This is a genomic window from Streptomyces sp. NPDC050161 (genome assembly GCF_044460025.1).
Lineage (GTDB): Bacteria > Actinomycetota > Actinomycetes > Streptomycetales > Streptomycetaceae > Streptomyces.
The window spans coordinates 218,660-240,922 of sequence record NZ_JBITJM010000002.1 but is presented as its reverse complement, the minus strand read 5'-3'; the positions used below and the strand labels follow the sequence as shown (position 1 = coordinate 240,922).

Here is a 22,263-nt window from a genome sequence, read left to right as displayed (position 1 = left end):
GGGTGGGGGTGAAGGGAGGCCGGTCAGGCCCGTTCCGAGGGCGGGGTGGTGCCGGCGCCGGGAGCCGACGGGACCGCAGCCGCCTCCGCACGCCCGGGTGCGCCGGCTCCGGCCGCCACCGCCTGCCGTTCCGGCGCCCCGGCGGCCTCCGGCGTACCCGCCAGCCGGGCGCGCCAGGCGGCCAGCACCGCCGCGTCCGTCGGCTCACCGGCCAGGCTGACCACGACGTACGCCAGCAGCGAGGCCGAAAGCCCGTAACAGATCGGCTCGTTGGCGAGCACGCCGAGCGCGGCCATCGAGCCGATCACCGTCAACCCGCCGGCGGCCACCGCCGCGAGCGCGCCCGCCGCGGTCCCGCGCTTCCAGAGCAACCCGCCCAGAATGGGCACCAGCAGGCCGCCGACCAGCACGTTGTAGGCGAGCGTCAGCGCCTCGACGACGTCGTTGAGCGCACAGGCGAGGCCGATGACCGCGACCCCCATCAGCAGGATGAAGACCCGGTTGCCCCGGACCTCGTCGTGCGCCCCCTCCGCGCTCCGGCCGTCACCGGATCCGGTGCCGTCGCCCGGCGCCCGCCCGCGTCCCACGCCGCGCCGCAGCCGCGCCCAGATGTCGTTGTTGGCCACCGTCGCGCAGGCGATCAGCGCACCCGATGACGTCGACATCACCGCGGACAGCGCCGCCGCCAGCACCAGCCCCCGCACGCCGACCGGCAGCGCGTCCCGCACGATCGTGGCGAAGGCGTCGTCCGGGCTTCCCAGGTGCGGGTGGAGCACCTTGGCCGCCGTGCCGATGACCGCTCCGGCCAGCGCGTAGAGCAGGCAGTACGTACCGGCCGCGGTCCCGCCCAGGCGCGCCACCCGGTCGCCGCGCGCGGTGAACACCCGCTGCCAGATGTCCTGCCCGATCAGCATGCCGAACGAATAGATCAGCACGTATGTGAAGACGGTGCCGCCTCCGATGCCCAGCGGCGCGAAGTAGTCGCCGGGCAACTGCGCCTTCATCGCGGCGAACCCGCCCGCCTTGACGACCGCGACGGGCAGCAGGATCAGCAGCACACCGATCGTCTTGACGACGAACTGCACCATGTCGGTGAGCGTGATCGACCACATGCCGCCGAGCGTGGAGTACCCGACGACGATCACGCCGCCGAGGACGATCGACACCGTACGGTCCAGCCCGAACAGCACGTCGAAGATGGTCGCGTAGGCAATCGTCGAGGTCACGGCCAGCATCAGGGTGTACGCCCACATGACGACGCCGGAGATGACCCCGGCCACGCCGCCGTACCGCAGATCGAGCATCTCGGAGACCGTGTAGACCTTGAGCCTGGCGATGCGGGCGGAGAAGAACAGGCTCAGCGCCAGCAGCCCCAGGCCGATGGTGAACACCATCCACGCGCCGGACAGGCCGTGTTGGTACCCGAGTCCGACGCCGCCGATGGTGGACGCGCCACCGAGCACGATCGCCGCCATGGTGCCCGAGTACATCGCGGGCCCGAGGCGCCGCCCGGCGACCAGGAAGTCGCTCTTGGACTTGGCGCGACGCATCCCCCACCAGCCCATGGCCAGCATTCCCGCCAAATAGAGGACGATCACCGCATAGTCGACAGCCATGGGCCATACCTTCCAGCTGCGCCGAGGAGAGGAGAGGGCGGGGCCGTGAGGAAGTGGGGTCGGCGCCTCACCCAGGGGGTTGACCCTAGGAGGCGGGAAGCCAACCCTGAAGTGTACGTTTCCTCCACTCACCGCCCACCGAGTGGAGGGTCCGCACATGACACCGTCCCGGCTGTCCCGGCCGTCCCCCGGAACCCGGCCCCCGTCCGCCCTCGCGACGGAGGACGGTCCCGCTCCTTCCGCTCCTGCTTCCCCCTCCACGACGGAAGACGGTCCCGTCCCTTCCACCCCCGCTTCCTCCTCCACGACGGAAGACAGTCCCCCTCCCTCCGTCCCCGCTTCTCCCTCCACACCACCCGTGCCACTGGCCGCACTCCTCGCCCGTACGGACCTGGGCCTGCGCCAGATCGCCGGGCCCCGCGAAGGGGTGGCCATCCACTGGGTCCACACCTCGGAGATGGCCGACCCGGTGCCATATCTCCTGGGCGGGGAACTGCTGTTGACGGCCGGGGTGCATCTGGGGGGAGGGGTGGGCGCCGAGCGACGGACGGGTCCGGCGGGTGAGGCGGGGCGGGATTCGCCTCCGGCGCCTCCGGCGTCTCCGCTGTCCGCACCCCCGTCGCCCGACGCGCCCCCTCCGCCCGCTCCGCCTCCTCCGCCCCCTCTGGACGCCTACCTCGACTGGTACGCCGCGCGAACCGTCGCCGCCGGTGCCGCCGCCCTCGGCTTCGGCATCGCGCCGGTGCACGACACCGTCCCCCAGGCCCTGGTGGCGGCCTGCGACCGGCACGGGCTGCCGCTGATCGAAGTCCCGTCCTGCACCCCGTTCACCGCCGTCGAGAGCGCCGTCTGGCAGGCCGTCACGGAGGCCAGACACCGCGAACTGACCCGGCTCAACGACGCCCAGCGCGCGCTCGCCGCAGCCGCCACCCGCACCGACCCGGCGCCCGCCGTGCTCCGGGCGCTGGCCCGCCATGTGCACGGCTGGGCCGCCCTGCTCACCCCGGACGGCACCGAGCACGCCTCCGCCGGACCCCGCCCCGCCGCCCCCGGCCTGGCCGCCGCCGCCCGGCTGTCAGGCGTCGTCCGGCCCGGCGGCCCGTCCTCGGCCACCGACACCCTCCCGGCCACCACGGCACCCCACGACCACACCTCCAGCACCGGCCCCACCCCCGTCCCCGGCACCCACCTCACCGCCTACGCCCTCACCACCCGCAGCCCCAACGGATCCAACGGCCCCAACAGTCCCGAAGGCCCCGACACCGGCGGCGCCCCCGCCCTCGTCGTGGCGTCGGCCCCGCACACCCCGGCGGCACACACCATCGCCGGCACGGCCGCCGTACTCCTGTCCCTGATCACCGCCCCGTCGGCGCCCCGCGCGCCCGGCCCGACCGCGCACTCCACCGCGCTGACCCAACTGCTCATCGGCGCGCCCCTGGCCGACGTCGGACCGCTCCTCGGCGCTCCCCTCTGGACCGTCGTCCACGCCGAGCCCCGCCGCGGCACACCCGACTCCCCCGCAGCCCTCGCCACCGCCCTGGGCACCCACCTGACCGCTCCGGCCCCCGCCTCCCCCGGCACACCCCCGGCCCTACGCGCCCTGCTCCCCGCCGATCGGGAGGTCACCGCGCACCCCGGCTGGACACTCGGCGTCAGCGCACCCGCGACGGTCACGGAGTTGCCGGCCGCCGACCGCCATGCCGCCGCCGCCCTACGCCGCGCCGCCGCCCGCCGCATCCCCCTCGTACGTCACCGTCCCCCGTCTCCCCACGGCATCACCGCTCTCGTCTCCCCCACGGACGCCCAGCAGCACGCCCGCGCCCTTCTCGCCCCACTGGCCGACTCCCCTCCCCTCCTCAGCACCCTGCACAACTGGCTCTCACAGCACGGCAATTGGGAGGCCACGGCGACCACTCTCGGCATCCATCGCAACACCGTTCGCCAGCGCATCACCCGTATCGCCGCCCTCCTCGACACGGACCTGGACGACCCCGACGTACGCATGGAACTCTGGTTCGCCCTCCGCGCCCTGGACCGCGCCACCACCGCCCCCGGCCCGGCTACCGAGCCGCCGCCCCCTGGCGCCGGCGCCTCATCGGTGACGGCACTGTGACAGTCGGGCCTTGAACACAACCCGACTCCCGCGACTAGAATTTGCGAAATGCTGTGCTGATCATGACGACCTATTGGGAACGGGGGGAACGATGGCCGGAGACGGACTACAGGCCGACATACCTTCACTGAAGGCCGGCGGCAAGGACTTCGACAGCATCGGAACGCGCTACCAATCAGCCGTGGACAAGCTTCAGTCGGCACTCACCGGGCTGGAGGGCAAGGACACTCCGCCGTGGGGCGATGACGAGGTCGGCGAGAAGTTCGGCGTCGTGTACGAGGGGCTGCGCGACGGCATGTACGAGTCGATGGGTCACCTGGCGGCCAAACTCCAGGAAGTCGGCGGCGCGCTGACGGCCATGGGCGCCAACCACGAGGCCGGCGAGGACTTCACCGACTCGTTGATGAAGCAGCACGTCGACAACGCGGAGGCCGAAGGCCAGAAGGTCGCCGCTCTCAAGGCGCCCAACACTGCCTGAGCCGCGGGGGCACGGGGCACACGGGGCGCGCAGGGGCCGCCGCGCGTCACACGCCCCGCGGCACCTGCCACACCCGCACCACCGGCACCGCTGGCACCACCGGCACCACCGGCACCACCGGCCCGGTGACCGTCACTCTCAGCATCTCCGTCTTCGTCTCCGCCACGGCTCCATCTGCGCCACGCCTTCCGTCTTCATCTTCATCTTCGTCTCGTCATCGCTTCGCTGTCCTACGGGGGATTGCTGCCATGTCACTCATGCTGCCGGACTGGGCCGAGTGGGTTCTCGAAATGCTCGGCTTCGACTGGCCGACGGGCGACGAAGACAAAATGATGGAGTCCGCCAACCAGTGGCGGGAGTTCGCTTCGACGATCGAACAGCTCCAGTCGGAGGGCGTGACCGCGGCCGGCAACGTCCTCTCGGCGAACTCCGGCGACAGCATCGACGGCTTCAGCAAGACCTGGGACAAGTTCGCGGGCAACGGCGGCGGCTACCTCAACGACGCGCGCACGGCGGCCGAGTTGATCGCCTTCGCGCTGGACGCCGGTGCGGCGATCATCATCGGGATGAAAGTCGCGGTGATCGCCCAATTGGCGATCCTCGCGGCGGAGATCATCGCGGCCCAAGCGGCGGCCCCGTTCACCTTGGGGCTATCCGAGATCGGTGCGGCGGGCGCCACCCAGGCCACCCGTATGATCGTGCGCCGCCTCCTCAAGGAGGCCAGAGAGGCGCTGGTCGAGGCGATCGTCGAGACGCTGAAGGAGCCGGCCGTCTCCGCCCTCCAGGCGATGATCTCCGACGCCATCGCCCAGGGCATGAACATGCACTTCGGTGCCCAGAACGGCTTCGACGTCGGCCGCAGCGTCAAGACCGGCGCTGAGGAGGGTGTCAACGCCCTCAAGAACTCCGGCCAGACCTTCACCGAGGCACTGCGCGACGGCGCGGGCGGCAAGGCCGGCCACCATGCCCGCCACGGCCTGGACTCGGCCGCGGGCCACAACAGCGGCGACGGGGGCGGAGAGGGAAGCGGGAGCGGGAGCGGGACGGGCGACGGATCGGGGGCGGGCTCCGGGTCCGGGGCCGGGTCCGGCTCCGGGTCCGGCGGCGACGGCTCGGGGGCCGGATCGGGGTCGGGCTCGGGTTCCGGCTCAGGGTCGGGCTCAGGGGCGGGCGGCGACGGTTCCGGCTCGGGCAGCGGTAGCGGCGACGGTTCGGGGGCCGGCGGCGACGGCTCCGGCGGCTCCGGAGCGGGCAACCGCGGCTCCGACGGCGCCCCTTCGCACTCCCCCCGCGCCTCCGACAACGCGGGCCCAGGACCGGAAGGCACCGGTCCGAACCCCGGCTCGGGGCCGGGCAGCGACCCGTCCACCACCCCGGACAGTGCCCCCTCCTCCCGGGACGACTCCGGTCAGGGAGCCGACCCGCGCCGCGATACGCCGCAACCCCAGCCTCTCCCGCCCCCGGACCAACGCTCCCCGTTCGACCACGGCTTCCAGGGCGGCAGCCACGACCCGTACGGGTCCACCCCCGACGCGAACCCCAGCCCCGACTCGGTCGGCACCCACCCCACCCCCGGCAGTCCCCCCGACTCCCTGCGGACCGACCCCGAATCGATCGGCACCCACCCCACCCCCGGCAGCCCGCCCGACTCCCTCCGCACCGACCCCGACTCCGTCGGCACCCACCCGACCCCCGACAACACCCCGGACTCCGCACGTCCGGACCGTCACAACACCCCGGACCAGGACTCCTTCAGCACCAGGCCGACCCCGGGACCGTCCTTCCACCCGGACTCCGCCCCCGCTCCGGCCCCCGACAACAGCCCGCCCACCCCGGACGGCCCCTCGCACCCGGACTCCGCCCAGTCACCCCCACCCCCCGTGTCCCCGACACCCGACGCGATGCCCGGCAACCCACCCGTCGCCGACACCCCCACTTCCCCCACCGCCCCCGCCGACAACGGCAGCAACAACGGGGACGATTCACAGAGTTCTGGCAGCGGTCGCGGCGGCGCCCCGCACATGAGCGTGCCGTCCCAGAGCGGCGCCGGCGCTCCGGTGCAGCACTCGCCGTCGCACGGCCCGCCGATCCAGCAGCGCGACCCGGCCCCGGGCAACCCGATGCCGACCGTGGACGAGAGCGACACCACCGTCCACACCCAGTCCGCTGACACCATGACCGCGCCGCCGCCCACCCAGCAGGCGGCGGACCAGAGTGCCGCCTCGCAGTCGTCCACGCCCCAACAGCCCGCGCAGAACGGCCCGCAGACCCCGGGCCCGATGATGGGCGCGCCCACCACCATGCCCCCGCAGGGCGGCGCCCCCTCCGCCCCGCACGCGACGCCCCCGCGCGGCGGAACCCCGCCCACCGGTTCGCCGTCCACCGGCACCCCGCCGTCCCGCCCCAACCGCAGGCCCGACGGCACCCAGCCGATCCACGACATCAGCCAGCAGCGCACACCGGAACGTCCGGCCTACAACCCGCGCCTGGACGGCCCCCGCAACGAACCGACGTCCCGCCCGCACGACCCCCGCCTGGACGGCCCACGCCCCAACACCCCCCAGCAGAACCGGAATCCGAACACCCCCCGCCCCGACGCGACGCGCCCGGACACCGCTCCCCCGCCCCACCAGAACCAGCCCCAACCCTCGCCCCCCACCCGTCCGGACACTCCCCGCCCGGACACCCCTCGCCCTGACGCCACCCGCCCCGAAGGCACACCCCGCCCGGAGGGCCCCCGCCCCGACACCGGTCGCCCTGAGGGCACCCCGCCCCACCCCGACCCCAGGAGCCCGGAGGCCACACCCCACCCGGACAGCGACCACACCCCCCACCCCGACGGGAGCAGCAACCACCCCGACGGGAGCAGCAACCACCCCGACGGGAACAACCACCCCACCCAGGAAACCCACCCCGACTCCAACCCCGACACCCCCCACAGTCCCGACCCCAACCCCGACTCCCACTCCCACTCCGACTCCCACCCCACCCCCGCCTCCGACACCCGCAACCGCGAGCGTCCCGGCGGTCTCGACGGGCCGACGGACGCGCATCAGCAGCAGGTCGAGAACTCGATCTCCCGGGACGAGAACGGCACCCCGCAGCGGCACCCGGACCCGGACGACGGCCACTGGGTCGACAGCATCAACGACCCCGGCCCCGACGCCCCCGGCCGCAGCAACAACTGTGTCGACGCCGCCCTGGCCGCCACCGACACCTTCGCGGGCAACCCCACCGCCGCGGCCCACCGCACGCCCGACACCCACCTCGACGGCACGCCGTCCGACCGCGGCGAGAACAACGGCCGCGACCGCATCGAGAACACCCTCGGCGCCCGCTTCAACGACTACGGCAACGGCCGCGACGCCTTCAACCGCCTGGAAAACGACCTCCGCAACTCCGGCCACGGCTCCCAGGCCGTGATCATCACCCAGGACAGCAACGGCCGCGCGCACGCCTGGAACGTCGTCAACCACAAGGGCAAGATCACCTACGTCGACGCCCAGACCGGCCAACGCAGCAACAAGCCCCTCCACAACGGCGACAACGGCGTCCACGCCATCCCCCTCGACGCCAACCGACGGCCCGTCGGCCCGACCCCCGCACCGGGCGGTACGCAGAACGCCAACGCGCAGGGCAACCACGGCAACCGGCCCGACGCGTCCCACCGGAACGCCCCTGACACCCCCGCCGGTGGCCGACGCCCACCCGCGACCCCCGCCGGAGCCGACCCGCACGACGCGAAGGACGCGAACAGCGGTCCCCAGCACCCGAGGGACGAGGAGGACCGGACATCGCATGCGCGGCTCGGTCCTGCCCAGGACATCCACTCGACGCATCACGACATGTATCCGATGCCGGACCAGCAGAACCTGCGACAGACGAACGATGTCCGGCAGGTCGAGATGGAGCACGTCTATCAACAGTTGGAGACGTGGACCCAGCCGCACCCGCCCAAGAACAACATCCCGCTCGCAGATGTCCTGCGTATGTGCGAACCCCAGAAGGACGAGCAGGGCAACGTTCGTCTGCGGCCCAACGGAGAACCCGAGCGGATTCTCCTCGACCGTGATGCCCTCAGCACCGCCCTCCCGGGATTCGAGGACATGCATCCCGGTGAAAGGGGCGCCGTGGTCGCAGCCCTCGGCCGATTCAGTGTCGCCTTCCACGCGGCCCACGCCGTGGGCGCCAGCCCGGAGCCATCCCACTATCCCTACGCACCGTCCGATGCCGACGGGGCTCGGGGGACCGACGATGAGGGAAACCCGCTCCCCAAGGGCGCGGCCGAACCGAAAAATCCTTCCGTGGAGGCACACAAGAACGCACGATGGCCGGCTGCCAACCGTGATGATGCTCTACTCAAGGAAGAGATCGTGCGGGCGTTCAATGATTCGGGCCTTTCCGGAGCGCTGAAGGCATCGGGCGAACACCGCCCGGACTTCACCGGAAGGAATTACGCGGCCGTGGAAGTCTACGATCCTGTCGAAAAAAAGGTGAAGTACGTCGTCGACAGCTCCTACAAGGCCGACAAGCAATTCACCGGACAGCACTCCGAAACACACATACTCGACTCGCTGGACCGACTGAACAGTCGTCGGCCGGATGGGCAGAAATATGAACCGCTGAGCCTCTACACGGACCGTGAGCCATGCGGTAAGGGGTCGGGGTACGCAAACTGCTCCCAACAGTTGTCCCAGAGAATCCCCGGCGTCGACGTATTTTACGCAACGGGGTACCGCAAGGAAGCAGAACTCGAACCCGGCGCAATCTCTGACTTGGATCGCAAAAAAGAGAACAACATTGATTTTGCCCGAAATATGTCCAGACTCGGCAGGGCCTGGAGTATGGTGATGGACGGTGGCGGTTTGCGGCGCCCGTAGACCGGCCAGGGGCTGCGGCGCATCCCATGCACCACACTCACTCACAACATGCGATATCTGCGGCACAGGCAAGGAGACATGGAAAGCACTAATGGCCACGGAGCCGCGGAAGCATTGACATCCTGGATTTCCGATCCAGGGGCCAGAGGGATCATCCGATACCTCGACGGCCCTTCCCTGTCCGGGAAGAGCAGACTGCTGGAGCGCCTGCGGGACAGTCACGAGGAAGCAGTTCTTGTCGACGCCTCGGGCCTCACGGGTCACCAACTCGTGGAGGAATTGGTCAGAACTCTCGCCCTCCCGAGTCCGCCTTTCGTCTACGACGTGTCCGATGTCGCTTACACCTTGAGGAGTCAACGCGAAAACCGCCTCCTTTTGCTGGCCAACACCCAATGGGCCGGTGCCAGCCGTTCCGGAGGCGAGGCGCAGTACGTCCGGGACAATGTCTTGAGTGCGTTGGCGTCCGATTCCAACGCCAAGAACATCCACATCATCGCCGAAACGGACACCTCGATCGCCCGCCTCTATGAGGGTGCCCCCGTGGTGCGGCTGGAGCCGTCGGTCAACCAGGAAACCCACCCATCCACGATCATCGACGGTCTCCCCTCCCAGCACCGCACGGCGCTGGAATGCCTGGCACTGGCCGAGACCAAGAAAGTCACGCTCACCGAATGGAGCGCCCTGTGCGACCTGTGGGGGCACCCCACGGACTCCCGCACACTGCGGCACATCACCGCCGAGCAGCAGCAGTTGCTGACCCTCCTCCCGGATAGTGGCGATTCCGGAGGCGGAGAGCAGGCCGAGAGCACCGGAAACGACGAGCACACGTACGTGGCATTCGTCGCGGAATCCACCGCCCAGGCACTGCGCCAGGGAATTCCCGACGACGCGTCCCAGACCTTCCACACGGAAATCGTCCGGCGGTTCTTCTCCCACCGGACGGACGGAGACACGGGGCATCTGACGTCCTACTGGTACCGCGCACTGGCCCCGCACGCGGCAGCCGCCGGACAGCTCGCACACGTACTGGATGACCCCGCCGCCCTGGGCCAGTGCGAGCGGAATTCCCTCCTCGAAGCGCTGCCCACCGGCTTCCCCGACGGGGTGCCGCCGGACAGTCGCGCGGCTTCCCTTCACTACCTGGACGAGCGGGGTATCGCGCCGTCCTCCCACGCGGAGTGGGTCGCGTGGCTGCATCACACCGCGGTCACCTGGGGAGACACCGCCGCGGCTGACACGCTCGCCTCGGCTTTCGCGCCGCTTCCCTGGCGCACGGTGTGGTCCCACTGGAATCCGCCCGGCCGCTTCGATCCGCCCGAGGTCTGGACCGGGCCGATCGAAGCCCTGCGCCCCGCCGAGCGTGCCGGATACGTCATCAGCACCGGCGAGGACGGCGTGGAGCGGACCTGGGAAGCGGCCACCGGCCGCCCCGTCGGCCCGCCGGAATCCGCCGACGCTCCGCAGACCGGGACACCTGACACCCCCGCCGGCTGGGAAGTGGAACACGACCAGAGGTTCTGGCACAGCCTCCACCTGCGACGGACGGGCGGGAACGGCGAGACCGGAGTGCTGCGCCTGCCCAACGTGGAAGCGTCACTCGCGGTCGGCGAGTTGGTGGTGCTCGGCGGGGCCCGCGGCCTCTACGCGATCGAGATCGCGCCGGATCTGCTGCCCCAGGAAGATCTGCCCTACGCCCTCCTCGCCCACCAGCCGCACGGCCATGTCGTCCCGCGCGCGTTCGACGAGGAACAGTGCCGTCCCACAGCGGAGCGGTGGGCGGCGCTGTTCGGCACGGCTGCCGTGCGCCGGATCGCCGAAGCCGATCTGCCGAGCGGTCTGACGCATCCCGGGAGCCGGGCCTTCCTCTCGACGGTCGGGTTCCCCGCGGTGGAGGACTTCTACTCCCTCTACACGGTGAACGTCGCCCAGGACGGGCTCGCCCTCGTCACCGAGCCCGTACCGCGATCCCCGAAAAGCCCCGTCCCCGAGGGCCCGCTCTACCGGCTCGGCACCTGGATCGGCGGCATCCTGTGCCTGGACGGCAGCACCGGCCGGATGTTCCGGCTGACCACTCCGGAGGCCATCGACGCCAACGAGCCCAGCGTGACCCCGGTCGGCACCGACCTGGCCGCGTTCACCTCGATGCTCATGCTGCACTGGGGCCACATGCTCGCCTACACCCAGTCCGGCGGCATCGACGCCGGGGACAACCTGGCCGAACTCGACAAGTGGCTACGGGAAGTCGACCCGGAGCCCGCGGCGGCACGCGCCTGGCAACACGTCCTGGACCCGGACAACTTCTACACCCTGTGACGGCACGGGCCGGGGGCCGCGGACACTTCGTCCGCTGCCCCCGGCGACCGCACACCGCCATCACTCACCCCCGCTCCCCCGCGATCTGCCGGGCCATGATCGTCGTCAGTTCGTACGCCGTGTGCGAGGCGGCCACCGACGTCATCTCTGCGTGGTCGTAGGCGGGGGCGACCTCGACCAGGTCGGCGGAGACCAGGTGGCAGGAGGACAGGCCCCGCAGGATTTCCAGGAGTTCGCGGCTGGTGAGGCCGCCTGCCTCGGGGGTGCCGGTGCCGGGGGCGTGGGCCGGGTCCAGGACGTCGATGTCGACGGAGATGTAGAGGGGGCGGTCGCCGATGCGCTGGCGGAGCTGGTCGGCGACCTCGTCGACGCCGCGGCGCATGACGTCGGCCGACGTGACGATGCCGAAGCCCAGCTTCTCGTCGTCGTCGAGGTCCTTCTTGCCGTAGAGCGGGCCGCGGGTGCCGACGTGGGAGAGCGCGGAGGTGTCGAGGATGCCTTCCTCGACGGCGCGGCGGAAGGGGGTGCCGTGGGTGTACTCGGCGCCGAAGTACGTGTCCCAGGTGTCCAGATGGGCGTCGAAGTGGAGCAGGGCGACCGGGCCGTGCTTCTTGGCGACGGAGCGGAGGAGGGGGAGGGCGATGGTGTGGTCGCCGCCGAGGGTCATCATGCGGGCGCCAGTGGCGAGCAGGTCGTCGGCCGCCGCCTCGATCGTCTCGACGGCCTCGTTGATGTGGAACGGGTTGGCGGCGACGTCGCCGGCGTCCGCGACCTGGGCGAGGGCGAAGGGGGACGCGTCCTGGGCCGGGTTGTAGGGGCGCAGCAGGCGCGATGCCTCGCGGATGGCGTTGCCGCCGAAGCGGGCGCCGGGGCGGTAGGAGACGCCGGTGTCGAAGGGGACGCCGACCACCGCGACGTCGGCCCGGCCGCCGACCTCGTCGAGGCGGGGCAGCCGGGCGAAGGTCGCGGGCCCGGCGTAGCGCGGGATGCGGGAGGAGTCGACGGGGCCCACGGGCTCGGGGAATGCGCTGGATGCGGTGGTCATGAGGCTGAGGGTAGGGACGGCCCGGGGCCCGGGACATCGACGTTTGTGTGAGGCCGGGAGGTGGCGTTCGACGAAACGGCCAGGGGCGGGGTGGCCGCCCACGGTGACCTGGGGCGCGGCGCGGCGGTGTGCGTCCGCTCCGCGGTGTTCCGGCGCCCCGGCCTGGCCGTACGGGCACAATGGCGCTATGCCCATAGCCTCCGCAGACACGCCCACGCGCGCCGAACTCGTCGACCATCTCGTGCGGACCCGGATCGCCGGTGACGTGGCCACCCCCCGGGAGAACAACCTCTCCCACTACCGCAGACTCGCCAACGGCGACCGCCACTACTGGTTCGGCCTGGAGCTGGGCGACCGCTGGACGGACGAGCAGGACGTGCTGGCCGTGATGGCCGAGCGCTGCGGCGTCATCGACGATCCGCACCACCGCACCGGCCAGGACACCATCGACCCCGAGCTGACGGTGGACGCGCTGGACCGTGCGGCGGCGGTGCTGCACAAGGCGGCGGCCGACCGGCAGCGGGTGCTCTTCGCGACCGGCCACCCGGGCGGGCTGCTGGACGTGCACCGCGCCACGGCCGATGCGCTGCGGGCGCAGGGCTGCGAGATCGTCGTGATTCCGGACGGGCTGCAGGCGGACGACGGGATGGTGTTCCAGTTCGGCGACGTGGCGATGCTGGAGCGCGGGGCGACGCTGTGGCACACCCACTCGCCCGAGCCGATGACGGCGGTACTCGACGGTCTTGAGCGGGACGGCAGGCCGCTGCCCGATCTGGTGATGGCCGACCACGGCTGGGCGGGCTGTGCGGGCCAGCGCGGCATCGAGGCGGTGGGTTTCGCCGACTGCAACGACCCGGCGCTGTTCCTCGCCGAGTCCGAGGGCACGGTGCGGGTGACGATCCCGCTGGACGATCACGTGCTGAGCCCGCGCCACTACGACCCGCTGACCGCGTACCTGCTGACGGCGGCCGGCCTGCGCTGAGGACGGCCGGGCGGCGATCAGGGCCTGCCCCCCCCCGGGCCCGCGTCCGCCCGTCCCTGCCGCTACCGTCCGTGCTGCCCGGCCCCCGGCGTCGGGTCGAGGAACACCCGGCGGATGGCGGGGAAGCGGGCGCGCAGCCGCGCTTCGGCGTCCTCGCAGGCCCACTCGATCTGTGCGGCGGTGGAGAGGTCCCGGAAGTCGATCTTCGCGGCGACCAGCACCTCACGCGGCCCCTGGACCAGGGTGACCAGCTCCAGCACGTCCACGATCTCCGGCACCGCGCGCAGCTCCGCGCGCACCGTTTCCCGCATCGGCCGGGGCAGCGGTCGCCCGATCAGGAGCTGGGCGTTGCTGCGCCCCAGCACCCAGGCGACGTACACCAGCAGCAGGCCGATGCAGACGGACGCGATGCCGTCCCAGACGCCTGATCCGGTGAGCTGGCCGCCGAGCAGGCCGCCCGCCGCGAGGACAAGGCCGACGAGGGCGGCCGAGTCCTCCATGACGACGGCCTTCACCGCGGTGTCGGGAGTGTGCCGCATGTAGTGGCGCAGCGGGACGCGGAAGCGGGACGCCTCGCCGGCGGCCTGGCGTACGCCCTTGAGGAGGGAGGCGCCCTCCAGGAGGAAGGCGAGCGCCAGGATGACGTAGGAGAGCAGCGGATCGCCGGGCCGCTCGCCGTGGGTGAGGGTGTGGACGCCGTCGTAGACCGCGAAGACCGCGCCGCCGACGAAGGTGGCGACGGATGCCAGCAGCGCCCAGACGTAGCGTTCGCCGCCGTAGCCCAGCGGGTGGTCCTCGTCGGCCGGCTTGCGGCTCCTGGTGAGCGCGGTCAGCAGGAGGAGCTCGGTGACGGTGTCGGCGACCGAGTGGGCCGCCTCGGAGAGCATCGCGCTGGAGCCGCTGACGGCGCCGCCGACCGCTTTGGCGGCGGCGATGCCGAGGTTGGCGGCGGCGGCGATGAGGACGGTGCCGATGCTCTCGTCCGGGGGCGGGGGGTCGGCGTCGAGGCCGGGGCCCGGTGGGGCACCGGCGTCCGGATTCCGGTCCCGGCCGGAGCCGGGTTCCCGCCCGTGCGCTGCGTGGTCCATGGTTCAGCAGTATTCCCCGCGGGTGCCGGATCACCGGGCGGGAGCGGGACGGGCGCGCCCCGGGACGCCTCGGGGTGCTCCGGGACGCCCGCAGCATCCCAGGCATCCCCGGCCACCTCGCCACCACGCCCCGAGGCGCCCGCTCAGTCCCGCGGTACCCGGATCACGCCCTCCTGGATCACCGTGACGGCCAGCTGTCCGTCAGCGGTGAAGATGCGGCCCTTGCCGAGGCCACGGCCGCCCTGGGCGGTCGGTGACTCCTGGTCGTAGAGCAGCCATTCGTCGGCGCGCAGCGGGCGGTGGAACCACATCGCGTGGTCGAGGCTGGCGCCGACCACGTCGCCCACCGCCCAGCCGCCGCGGCCGTGCGCGAGCAGCACCGAGTCCAGCAGGGTCATGTCGGAGACGTAGGTGACCAGGCAGATGTCGAGCAGGGGGCGGGCGGGACCGGCGCCGCCGTCCGCGTCCTGCACCGCCCCGTCCAGCGACCCGTTCGTGCGGAACCACACCTGGGAGCGGGGTTCGCGGATCTCGCCGACGGTGCCGTACGGGGGCGCGTCGACGTAGCGCAGGTCGACGGCGGCGCGGGAGTCCAGCAGCCGCCTGGTGACGCCGGGGTCGACGAAGCGGTCCGCGTAGCGGGGCAGCATCTCGGCGGCGGTGGGCAGGGTCAGCGGGTCGGGGGCCTTCGGCATCAACTCCTGGTGTTCCAGGCCCTCTTCGGGGATCTGGAAGGAGGCGGAGAGATGGAAGATCGGCTGGCCGTGCTGGACGGCGACGACCCTGCGGGTGGTGAAGGAACGGCCGTCACGGATCCGGTCGACGGTGTAGACGATCGGCGCTCCGGGGTCGCCCGGCCGCAGGAAGTAGGCGTGCAGCGAGTGCGGCGGCCTGGCAGCGGGCACCGTACGCCCCGCCGCGACCAGCGCCTGTGCGGCGACCTGGCCGCCGAAGACCCGGGGGACGACGGAGGCCCGGCTCCGGCCTCGGAAGATGTCCTGCTCGATCGGCTCCAGGTCGAGCAGATCGAGCAGGGACCGCAGGGCGTCGTTCACGTGCGCGGCGCTTCCGTGCCGGGGCTGCGGCGGTTCACAGCCCCATCGACTTGGCGACGATGGAGCGCATGACCTCGCTGGTGCCGCCGTAGATGCGGGTGACGCGGGTGTCGGCGTAGAGGCGGGAGATCGGGTACTCCTGCATGTAGCCGTAACCGCCGTGCAGCTGGAGGCACTTGTCGATGACGACGGCGGCGCGCTCGGTGGTGAAGAGCTTGGCGGACGCGGCGTCGGCGGCGGTCAATTCCCCGGCGTCGTGGGCGTCGAGGGCGCGGTCGACGACGGCCTGCATGGCGTCGACCTCGGTCTTGCAGTCGGCGAGCACGAACTTGGTGTTCTGGAAGGAGGCGACGGACTTGCCGAAGACCTCGCGCTGCTGGACGTACTCCTTGGCGAACCGTACGGCCGCGTCGGCCTGGGCGTAGGCGCTGACGGCTATGCCGAGCCGCTCCTGCGGGAGGTTCTGGCCGAGGTAGGAGAACGCCTTGCCCTCGTCGCCGAGGCGGTCGGCGACCGGCACCTTGACGTCGGTGAAGGAGAGTTCGGCGGTGTCGGACGTCTTCAGGCCGAGCTTGTCGAGCTTGCGGCCGACGGCGTATCCGTCGGATGTGGTGTCGACGACCAGGAGGGTGATGCCGGCGCGGCGGTCATCAGGGTTCAGCGGAGTGGTGCGGGCGCAGACGATGACGCGGTCGGCGAGTACGCCGCCGGTGATGAAGGTCTTGGCGCCGTTGAGGACGTAGTGCGTGCCGTCGTCGGAGAGCTTGGCGGTGGTCTTCATGCCGGCCAGGTCGGATCCGGTGCCCGGTTCGGTCATGGCGATGGCCATCATCATCTCGCCGGCGATGAAGGGCGGCAGCCAGCGCTGCTTCTGCTCGTCGGTGGCGTAGGCGAGGAGGTAGGGCAGGCAGAGCCCGGTGTGCACGCTGGAGCCGCCGAAGCTGACGCCGGCGCGGGCGCACTCCTCGGTGATGACGGCGTTGAACTTGAAGCTGGTCTCGCCCGCGCCGCCGTACTCCTCGGGGACCTCGATGCCGAAGACACCCAGCTCGCCGAGGGTCCGGTAGAAGTCGCGCGGGGCCTGGCCCGCCGCGATCCACTCGTCGTAGACGGGGACGACCTCGGCCTCGATGAAGGCGCGGATGGTCGCGCGGAACGCCTCGTGGTCCTCGTTGAACACTGTGCGACGCACGGCCGCCTCCTCCGGATCGCTGGCTAAGCGCTTGCTCAGCGAAAGCTACCGGCCGGTCCTTATGCCTGTCCAGAGGTGACCACGTGCCACCCCCGGGAAGCCGCTCAGCTTCCCGCCGCCGGCTCGCCCGCCATCGCGCCGAACGCGCCCAGCGCGAGCCGGTGCAGCAGCCGCGCCATGTCCGTGCGGTCGGGGAGCGAGCCGGGGCGGCCGAGGTGCGGGGTGGAGTTGAGCAGGCCGAAGACGGCGTGCACGGCGGCGCGGGCCTCCGCTTCGGACGGCATGGGGTGGACCTGGCGCACGACCTCCACCCACAGCTCGACGTACTCGCGCTGGAGCCGCCGCACCCGCTTGCGGTCCGCCTCGCGCAGCCGGTCCAGCTCCCGGTCGTGGACGGTGATCAGCGGGCGGTCGTCCAGGGCGAAGTCGATGTGCCCGTCGATCAGCGCGTCGAGCACCGCTTCGGGCGTCTCGCCCCCTTCGGCGACCCGCATCCGGCCGCCGTCCAGCAGCCGCTCGCTGATCCCCACGAGGAGTTCGGCGAGCATCGCGTCCTTGCCGGCGAAGTGACGGTAGAGGCCGGGGCCCGAGATCCCCACGGCCGCCCCTATCTCGTCCACACCGACGCCGTGGAACCCGCGTTCGGCGAAGAGCCGGGCGGCCTCCTTGAGGATCTGCTCGCGGCGGGTGGCGGGGGCGGGGGCGTGCGCATTGCTCATGACGACAATTGTAGACAGCCGGGTTAGTGCTCGTTAACCTGAAGGGAGTCACGTTAACGCCCATTAACCGCAGGTCGGGACTTCCACGAGAAGCCGGGCCTGCGGAGACCGAGCAAGGGGGCTCGTACTGATGGAGCAGGCACCGGTGCTGGGGAGCGCCGCCGACCCGGCGTCCGACTCCTGGCGGGCCAACGAGGCCGCGCACCGCGAACTGGCCGCGCGGCTGCGCGAGAAGCTCGCGGCGGCCCGGCTGGGCGGCGGCGAGAAGGCCAGGGCCCGGCACACCGCGCGCGGCAAGCTGCTGCCCCGGGACCGGGTGGACACGCTCCTGGATCCCGGATCCCCGTTCCTCGAACTGGCGCCGCTGGCCGCCGACGGCATGTACGGCGGGGCCGCACCGGCCGCCGGGGTGATCTCCGGCATCGGCCGGGTCGCCGGCCGCGAGACGGTGATCGTCGCGAACGACGCCACGGTCAAGGGCGGCACGTACTACCCGATGACGGTCAAGAAGCACCTGCGGGCCCAGGAGATCGCCCTGGAGAACCACCTGCCGTGCCTGTACCTGGTGGACTCCGGCGGCGCCTTCCTGCCGATGCAGGACGAGGTCTTCCCCGACCGCGAGCACTTCGGACGGATCTTCTACAACCAGGCGCGGATGTCCGGCGCCGGCATCCCGCAGATCGCCGCGGTGCTCGGCTCCTGCACGGCGGGCGGCGCGTACGTCCCGGCGATGAGCGACGAGGCGATCATCGTCCGCGACCAGGGCACGATCTTCCTGGGCGGGCCGCCGCTGGTGAAGGCCGCGACCGGCGAGGTCGTCACCGCCGAGGAGCTGGGCGGCGGCGAGGTGCACGCCAGGACGTCAGGCGTCACCGACCACCTCGCCGAGGACGACGCGCACGCCCTGCGGATCATGCGCACCATCGTCGGCACCCTCGGCGACCGCGCCCCGCTCCCCTGGTCCGTGCGCCCCGTCGAGGAACCGAAGATCGACCCGGCCGGGCTCTACGGCGCGGTGCCCGCCGATTCCCGTACGCCCTACGACGTCCGGGAGGTCATCGCCAGGATCGTCGACGGCTCGCGGTTCGCCGAGTTCAAGGCGGAGTACGGCCAGACGCTGGTGACCGGCTTCGCGCATCTGCACGGCCACCCGGTCGGCATCGTCGCCAACAACGGCATCCTGTTCTCCGAATCCGCCCAGAAGGGCGCCCACTTCATCGAGCTGTGCGACCAGCGCGGCATCCCGCTGGTGTTCCTCCAGAACATCTCCGGCTTCATGGTCGGCCGGCAGTACGAGGCGGGCGGCATCGCCAAGCACGGCGCGAAGATGGTGACCGCGGTCGCCTGCACCCGCGTCCCCAAGCTGACCGTCGTCATCGGCGGCTCGTACGGCGCGGGCAACTACTCGATGTGCGGCCGTGCCTACTCCCCCCGCTTCCTGTGGATGTGGCCGAACGCCAAGATCTCGGTGATGGGCGGCGAGCAGGCCGCGTCCGTCCTGGCGACCGTCAAGCGCGACCAGTTGGCGGCGCGCGGCGAGGAGTGGAGCGCCGCGGACGAGGACGCCTTCAAGGCGCCGGTGCGCGAGCAGTACGACACCCAGGGCAACGCCTACTACGCCACCGCGCGCCTGTGGGACGACGGCGTCATCGACCCGCTGGAGACCCGGCGGGTGCTGGGCCTCGCGCTGACCGCCTGCGCCAACGCGCCACTGCCGGCCAAGGACGCCACCGCGCCCGGCTACGGCGTCTTCCGGATGTGAGCGCGATGCCACAGGGGAGCGGGATGTCCGACACGAGAGGGACCGCCACAGCCATGCCCATCACCATGTTCGACACCGTCCTGGTCGCCAACCGTGGCGAGATCGCGGTCCGCGTCATCCGTACGCTGCGCGCCCTCGGCATCCGTTCGGTGGCGGTCTTCAGCGACGCGGACGCGGACGCGCGGCACGTACGGGAGGCCGACACCGCCGTACGCATCGGGCCCGCGCCGGCCGCCGACAGCTATCTGTCGGTGGAGCGGCTGCTGGCCGCGGCGGAGCGCAGCGGCGCACAGGCGGTGCACCCCGGGTACGGCTTCCTCGCCGAGAACGCCGGCTTCGCCAAGGCGTGCGCGGACGCAGGTCTGGCGTTCATCGGCCCGTCCGCCGACGCGATCGACCTGATGGGCGACAAGATCCGGGCCAAGGAGACGGTGCGGGCGGCCGGGGTGCCGGTTGTGCCCGGCTCGTCGGGCAGCGGCCTGACGGATGCCGAACTGGCCGCCGCCGCCCGGGAGATCGGGGTTCCGGTGCTGCTCAAGCCGTCCGCGGGCGGCGGCGGCAAGGGCATGCGGCTGGTCCGTGACCAGGCACTGCTCGCCGATGAGATCGCCGCGGCCCGCCGCGAGGCCCGTGGCTCGTTCGGCGACGACACGCTGCTCGTCGAGCGCTGGATCGACCGGCCGCGGCACATCGAGATCCAGGTGCTCGCGGACGGCCACGGCACCGTCCTGCATCTGGGCGAGCGCGAGTGCTCGTTGCAGCGGCGCCACCAGAAGGTGATCGAGGAGGCGCCCTCGGTCCTCCTCGACGAGGCGACCCGCGCCGCGATGGGCGAGGCGGCCGTGCAGGCGGCGCGCTCCTGCGGCTACCGGGGCGCGGGCACCGTCGAGTTCATCGTCCCCGGCAAGGACCCGGCGTCGTACTTCTTCATGGAGATGAACACCCGTCTCCAGGTCGAGCACCCGGTCACCGAGCTGACCGCGACCGTCGCCGGGCACCGCGGCCTCGACCTCGTCGAGTGGCAGCTGCGGATCGCGGCGGGCGAGCGTCTCCCGTTCGCCCAGGAGGACATCACCTTCACCGGGCACGCCGTCGAGGCCCGGATCTGCGCCGAGGACCCGCACCGCGACTTCCTGCCCACCGGCGGCACGGTCCGCCTGCTGCACGAGGTGCAGGGTGGCGGCGTGCGCACCGACTCCGGCCTCTCCCAGGGCGCCGAGGTCGGCAGCCGCTACGACCCGATGCTGTCCAAGGTCATCGCGTACGGCCCTGACCGTGCGGCGGCGCTGCGCACCCTGCGGGCGGCGCTGGCCTCGACCGTCACCCTCGGCGTGACCACCAACGCCGGGTTCCTGCGGCGCCTGCTGGCCCACCCCGACGTGGTCTCCGGCGATCTCGACACCGGGCTCGTCGAGCGGGAGGCGGCGGATCTCGTCCCGTCCGGGGTGCCGGACGAGGTGTACGCGGCGGCTGCGGCGGTGCGCCAGGCCGGTCTGGAGCCGGTGGTTCCGGACGGCGGCTGGCGCGACCCGTTCGCCGCGCCCGACGGCTTCCGGCTGGGCGGTGAACCGGCGCCGGTGCGGCACTGGCTGCGGGTGCCGGGCCAGGAGCCGGTGGCCCGCGACCTGCGGCCGGGCGAGGGATCAGCGCAGGTCGGGCCCGCGCTGGTCCGGGTGACCGTGGACGGCGTGCTGCACACCTTCCACCGCGCCGGCGACTGGCTGGGCCGGGACGGCGACGCCTGGCACGTACAGGACCACGACCCGGTGGCGGCGACGCTGGCCGGCGCGGCGGGCGGGCACGGCGTGGACGCGCTGACCGCCCCGATGCCCGGCACGGTCACCGTCGTCAAGGTGTCCGTCGGCGACGAAGTGACCGCGGGCCAGGGCCTGTTGGTGGTGGAGGCGATGAAGATGGAGCACGTCATCGCCGCGCCGCACGCCGGGACCGTCAGCGCGCTCGACGTCCTGCCGGGCGCCACCGTCGCCATGGACCAGGTCCTGGCGGTCGTCGACCCGCACGAGGAGCCAGGCGGCCTTGCCCCCTCCCCCGACGGCGAGCAGGAGAACGCGTCATGACCGCACCAGGACTGCCCATGCAGATCCCCGCCGACGGACTGCCCGCGCGGGTACGGATCCACGAGGTCGGCGCCCGGGACGGCCTGCAGAACGAGAAGGCCGTCGTCCCCACCGAGGTCAAGGCGGAGTTCATCCACCGCCTCGCCGACGCCGGGCTCCCGGTCGTCGAGGCGACCAGCTTCGTGCACCCCAAGTGGGTGCCCCAACTGGCCGACGCGGAGGCGCTGTTCCCGCTCCTCGATGACCTCGACCCGCAGACGCTGCCGGTCCTGGTGCCCAACGACCGCGGTCTGGACCGCGCGCTGGCACTGGGCGCCCGCAGGATCGCCGTCTTCGGCAGCGCCACCGAGTCGTTCGCCAAGGCCAACCTCAACCGCACGGTCGACGAGGCGCTGACGATGTTCGCGCCGGTCGTCCAGCGGTCGAAGGACGCCGGTGCGCAGGTACGCGGCTATCTGTCGATGTGCTTCGGCGACCCCTGGGAGGGCCCGGTGCCGCTCCCCCAGGTGGTGCGGGTGTGCCGTGCGCTGCTCGACGTGGGCTGCGACGAGCTGAGCCTGGGCGACACCATCGGCGTCGCCACCCCCGGCCACGTCCAGGCCCTGCTGTCCGCCCTGAACGACGCGGGGGTGCCCACCGCCCGCATCGGGGTGCACTTCCACGACACCTACGGGCAGGCGCTCGCCAACACCCTCGCCGCGCTCCGGCACGGCGTGACCACCGTCGACGCGTCGGCGGGCGGCCTGGGCGGCTGCCCGTACGCCAAGAGCGCCACCGGCAACCTCGCCACCGAAGACCTCGTGTGGATGCTGCACGGCCTCGGCATCGACACCGGTGTCGACCTCGGCCGCCTCACCGCCACCAGCGTGTGGATGGCCGAGGCCCTGGGCCGGCCCAGCCCGTCCCGCACCGTCCGCGCCCTCTCCCACAAGGAGTGACTTC

General features: G+C 72.0%; 14 protein-coding genes. 8 read left to right on the top strand and 6 right to left on the bottom strand.

What is annotated here, in order from left to right:
* Positions 1-23: 23 nt before the first annotated feature.
* Positions 24-1,616 carry a sodium:solute symporter gene (locus ACIBK8_RS04305; RefSeq protein ID WP_399039996.1) on the bottom strand — a complete coding sequence of 531 codons (1,593 nt, stop codon included), beginning with the start codon at positions 1,614-1,616 and terminating at the stop codon, positions 24-26.
* A 358-nt stretch (positions 1,617-1,974) separates the two neighbouring features.
* Between ACIBK8_RS04305 and ACIBK8_RS04300 the strand changes: the two genes are divergently transcribed.
* The 4 genes from ACIBK8_RS04300 to ACIBK8_RS04285 all read left to right on the top strand — a co-directional run bounded on the left by ACIBK8_RS04300 (position 1,975) and on the right by ACIBK8_RS04285 (position 11,400).
* Positions 1,975-3,729 carry a helix-turn-helix domain-containing protein gene (locus ACIBK8_RS04300; protein WP_399039995.1) on the top strand — a complete coding sequence of 585 codons (1,755 nt, stop codon included), beginning with the start codon at positions 1,975-1,977 and terminating at the stop codon, positions 3,727-3,729.
* 181 nt (positions 3,730-3,910) lie between these two features.
* The gene (locus ACIBK8_RS04295; protein ID WP_399039994.1) at positions 3,911-4,207 is read left to right on the top strand and encodes a hypothetical protein; all 297 of its coding nucleotides are present in this window, start codon (positions 3,911-3,913) and stop codon (positions 4,205-4,207) included.
* Between the two features lie 248 nt (positions 4,208-4,455).
* Complete coding sequence (locus tag ACIBK8_RS04290) at positions 4,456-9,087, top strand: toxin glutamine deamidase domain-containing protein (RefSeq protein ID WP_399039993.1); 4,632 nt, start codon at positions 4,456-4,458, stop codon at positions 9,085-9,087.
* A gap of 456 nt (positions 9,088-9,543) precedes the next feature.
* Positions 9,544-11,400 (top strand): SUKH-4 family immunity protein, encoded by a 1,857-nt coding sequence (locus ACIBK8_RS04285; protein WP_399039991.1) that lies wholly within the window; start codon positions 9,544-9,546, stop codon positions 11,398-11,400.
* A 64-nt stretch (positions 11,401-11,464) separates the two neighbouring features.
* Here the strand turns inward: ACIBK8_RS04285 and speB are convergent, their stop codons facing one another.
* Positions 11,465-12,445, bottom strand: a complete 981-nt coding sequence (gene speB, locus ACIBK8_RS04280; RefSeq protein ID WP_399039990.1) for an agmatinase — start codon at positions 12,443-12,445, stop codon at positions 11,465-11,467.
* A gap of 187 nt (positions 12,446-12,632) precedes the next feature.
* On the opposite strand from speB, the gene ACIBK8_RS04275 reads away from it, so the two are divergent.
* On the top strand, positions 12,633-13,427 hold the full coding sequence (locus ACIBK8_RS04275; protein WP_399039988.1) for a phosphatase: 795 nt from the start codon (positions 12,633-12,635) through the stop codon (positions 13,425-13,427).
* Between the two features lie 62 nt (positions 13,428-13,489).
* Here ACIBK8_RS04275 and ACIBK8_RS04270 read toward each other — a convergent pair whose 3' ends face one another.
* The 4 genes from ACIBK8_RS04270 to ACIBK8_RS04255 form a co-directional block, all read right to left on the bottom strand.
* Positions 13,490-14,515, bottom strand: coding sequence for a cation diffusion facilitator family transporter (locus ACIBK8_RS04270; protein WP_399039987.1), 1,026 nt, complete (start codon positions 14,513-14,515; stop codon positions 13,490-13,492).
* 143 nt (positions 14,516-14,658) lie between these two features.
* Positions 14,659-15,570: an acyl-CoA thioesterase gene (locus tag ACIBK8_RS04265; RefSeq protein ID WP_399039985.1), complete on the bottom strand. Its 912-nt coding sequence runs from the start codon at positions 15,568-15,570 to the stop codon at positions 14,659-14,661.
* Positions 15,571-15,604: 34 nt separating this feature from the next.
* On the bottom strand, positions 15,605-16,762 hold the full coding sequence (locus ACIBK8_RS04260) for an acyl-CoA dehydrogenase family protein (protein ID WP_399039984.1): 1,158 nt from the start codon (positions 16,760-16,762) through the stop codon (positions 15,605-15,607).
* A gap of 104 nt (positions 16,763-16,866) precedes the next feature.
* Positions 16,867-17,481, bottom strand: coding sequence for a TetR/AcrR family transcriptional regulator (locus tag ACIBK8_RS04255; protein ID WP_399039983.1), 615 nt, complete (start codon positions 17,479-17,481; stop codon positions 16,867-16,869).
* A gap of 130 nt (positions 17,482-17,611) precedes the next feature.
* On the opposite strand from ACIBK8_RS04255, the gene ACIBK8_RS04250 reads away from it, so the two are divergent.
* Genes ACIBK8_RS04250 through ACIBK8_RS04240 form a run of 3 tightly spaced genes read left to right on the top strand, consistent with a single transcriptional unit; the run spans position 17,612 to position 22,259 of the window.
* Complete coding sequence (locus ACIBK8_RS04250; protein WP_399039982.1) at positions 17,612-19,243, top strand: carboxyl transferase domain-containing protein; 1,632 nt, start codon at positions 17,612-17,614, stop codon at positions 19,241-19,243.
* 53 nt (positions 19,244-19,296) lie between these two features.
* A complete protein-coding gene (locus ACIBK8_RS04245) occupies positions 19,297-21,321 on the top strand; it encodes a biotin carboxylase N-terminal domain-containing protein (protein ID WP_399039981.1) in 2,025 nt (674 codons plus the stop codon).
* Positions 21,318-22,259 (top strand): hydroxymethylglutaryl-CoA lyase, encoded by a 942-nt coding sequence (locus tag ACIBK8_RS04240; protein WP_399039980.1) that lies wholly within the window; start codon positions 21,318-21,320, stop codon positions 22,257-22,259. Before ACIBK8_RS04245 ends, ACIBK8_RS04240 begins: the two co-directional genes overlap by 4 nt.
* Positions 22,260-22,263: the final 4 nt, after the last annotated feature.

What these genes read in the sequence shown, in the direction of transcription:
- ACIBK8_RS04305 (WP_399039996.1), bottom strand. Translation starts at nt 1,616, where the DNA reads ATGGCTGTCGACTATGCGGTGATCGTCCTCTATTTGGCGGGAATGCTG.
- ACIBK8_RS04290 (WP_399039993.1), top strand. Translation starts at nt 4,456, where the DNA reads ATGTCACTCATGCTGCCGGACTGGGCCGAGTGGGTTCTCGAAATGCTC.
- speB (WP_399039990.1), bottom strand. Translation starts at nt 12,445, where the DNA reads ATGACCACCGCATCCAGCGCATTCCCCGAGCCCGTGGGCCCCGTCGAC.
- ACIBK8_RS04275 (WP_399039988.1), top strand. Translation starts at nt 12,633, where the DNA reads ATGCCCATAGCCTCCGCAGACACGCCCACGCGCGCCGAACTCGTCGAC.
- ACIBK8_RS04270 (WP_399039987.1), bottom strand. Translation starts at nt 14,515, where the DNA reads ATGGACCACGCAGCGCACGGGCGGGAACCCGGCTCCGGCCGGGACCGG.
- ACIBK8_RS04255 (WP_399039983.1), bottom strand. Translation starts at nt 17,481, where the DNA reads ATGAGCAATGCGCACGCCCCCGCCCCCGCCACCCGCCGCGAGCAGATC.
- ACIBK8_RS04250 (WP_399039982.1), top strand. Translation starts at nt 17,612, where the DNA reads ATGGAGCAGGCACCGGTGCTGGGGAGCGCCGCCGACCCGGCGTCCGAC.
- ACIBK8_RS04245 (WP_399039981.1), top strand. Translation starts at nt 19,297, where the DNA reads ATGCCCATCACCATGTTCGACACCGTCCTGGTCGCCAACCGTGGCGAG.
- ACIBK8_RS04240 (WP_399039980.1), top strand. Translation starts at nt 21,318, where the DNA reads ATGACCGCACCAGGACTGCCCATGCAGATCCCCGCCGACGGACTGCCC.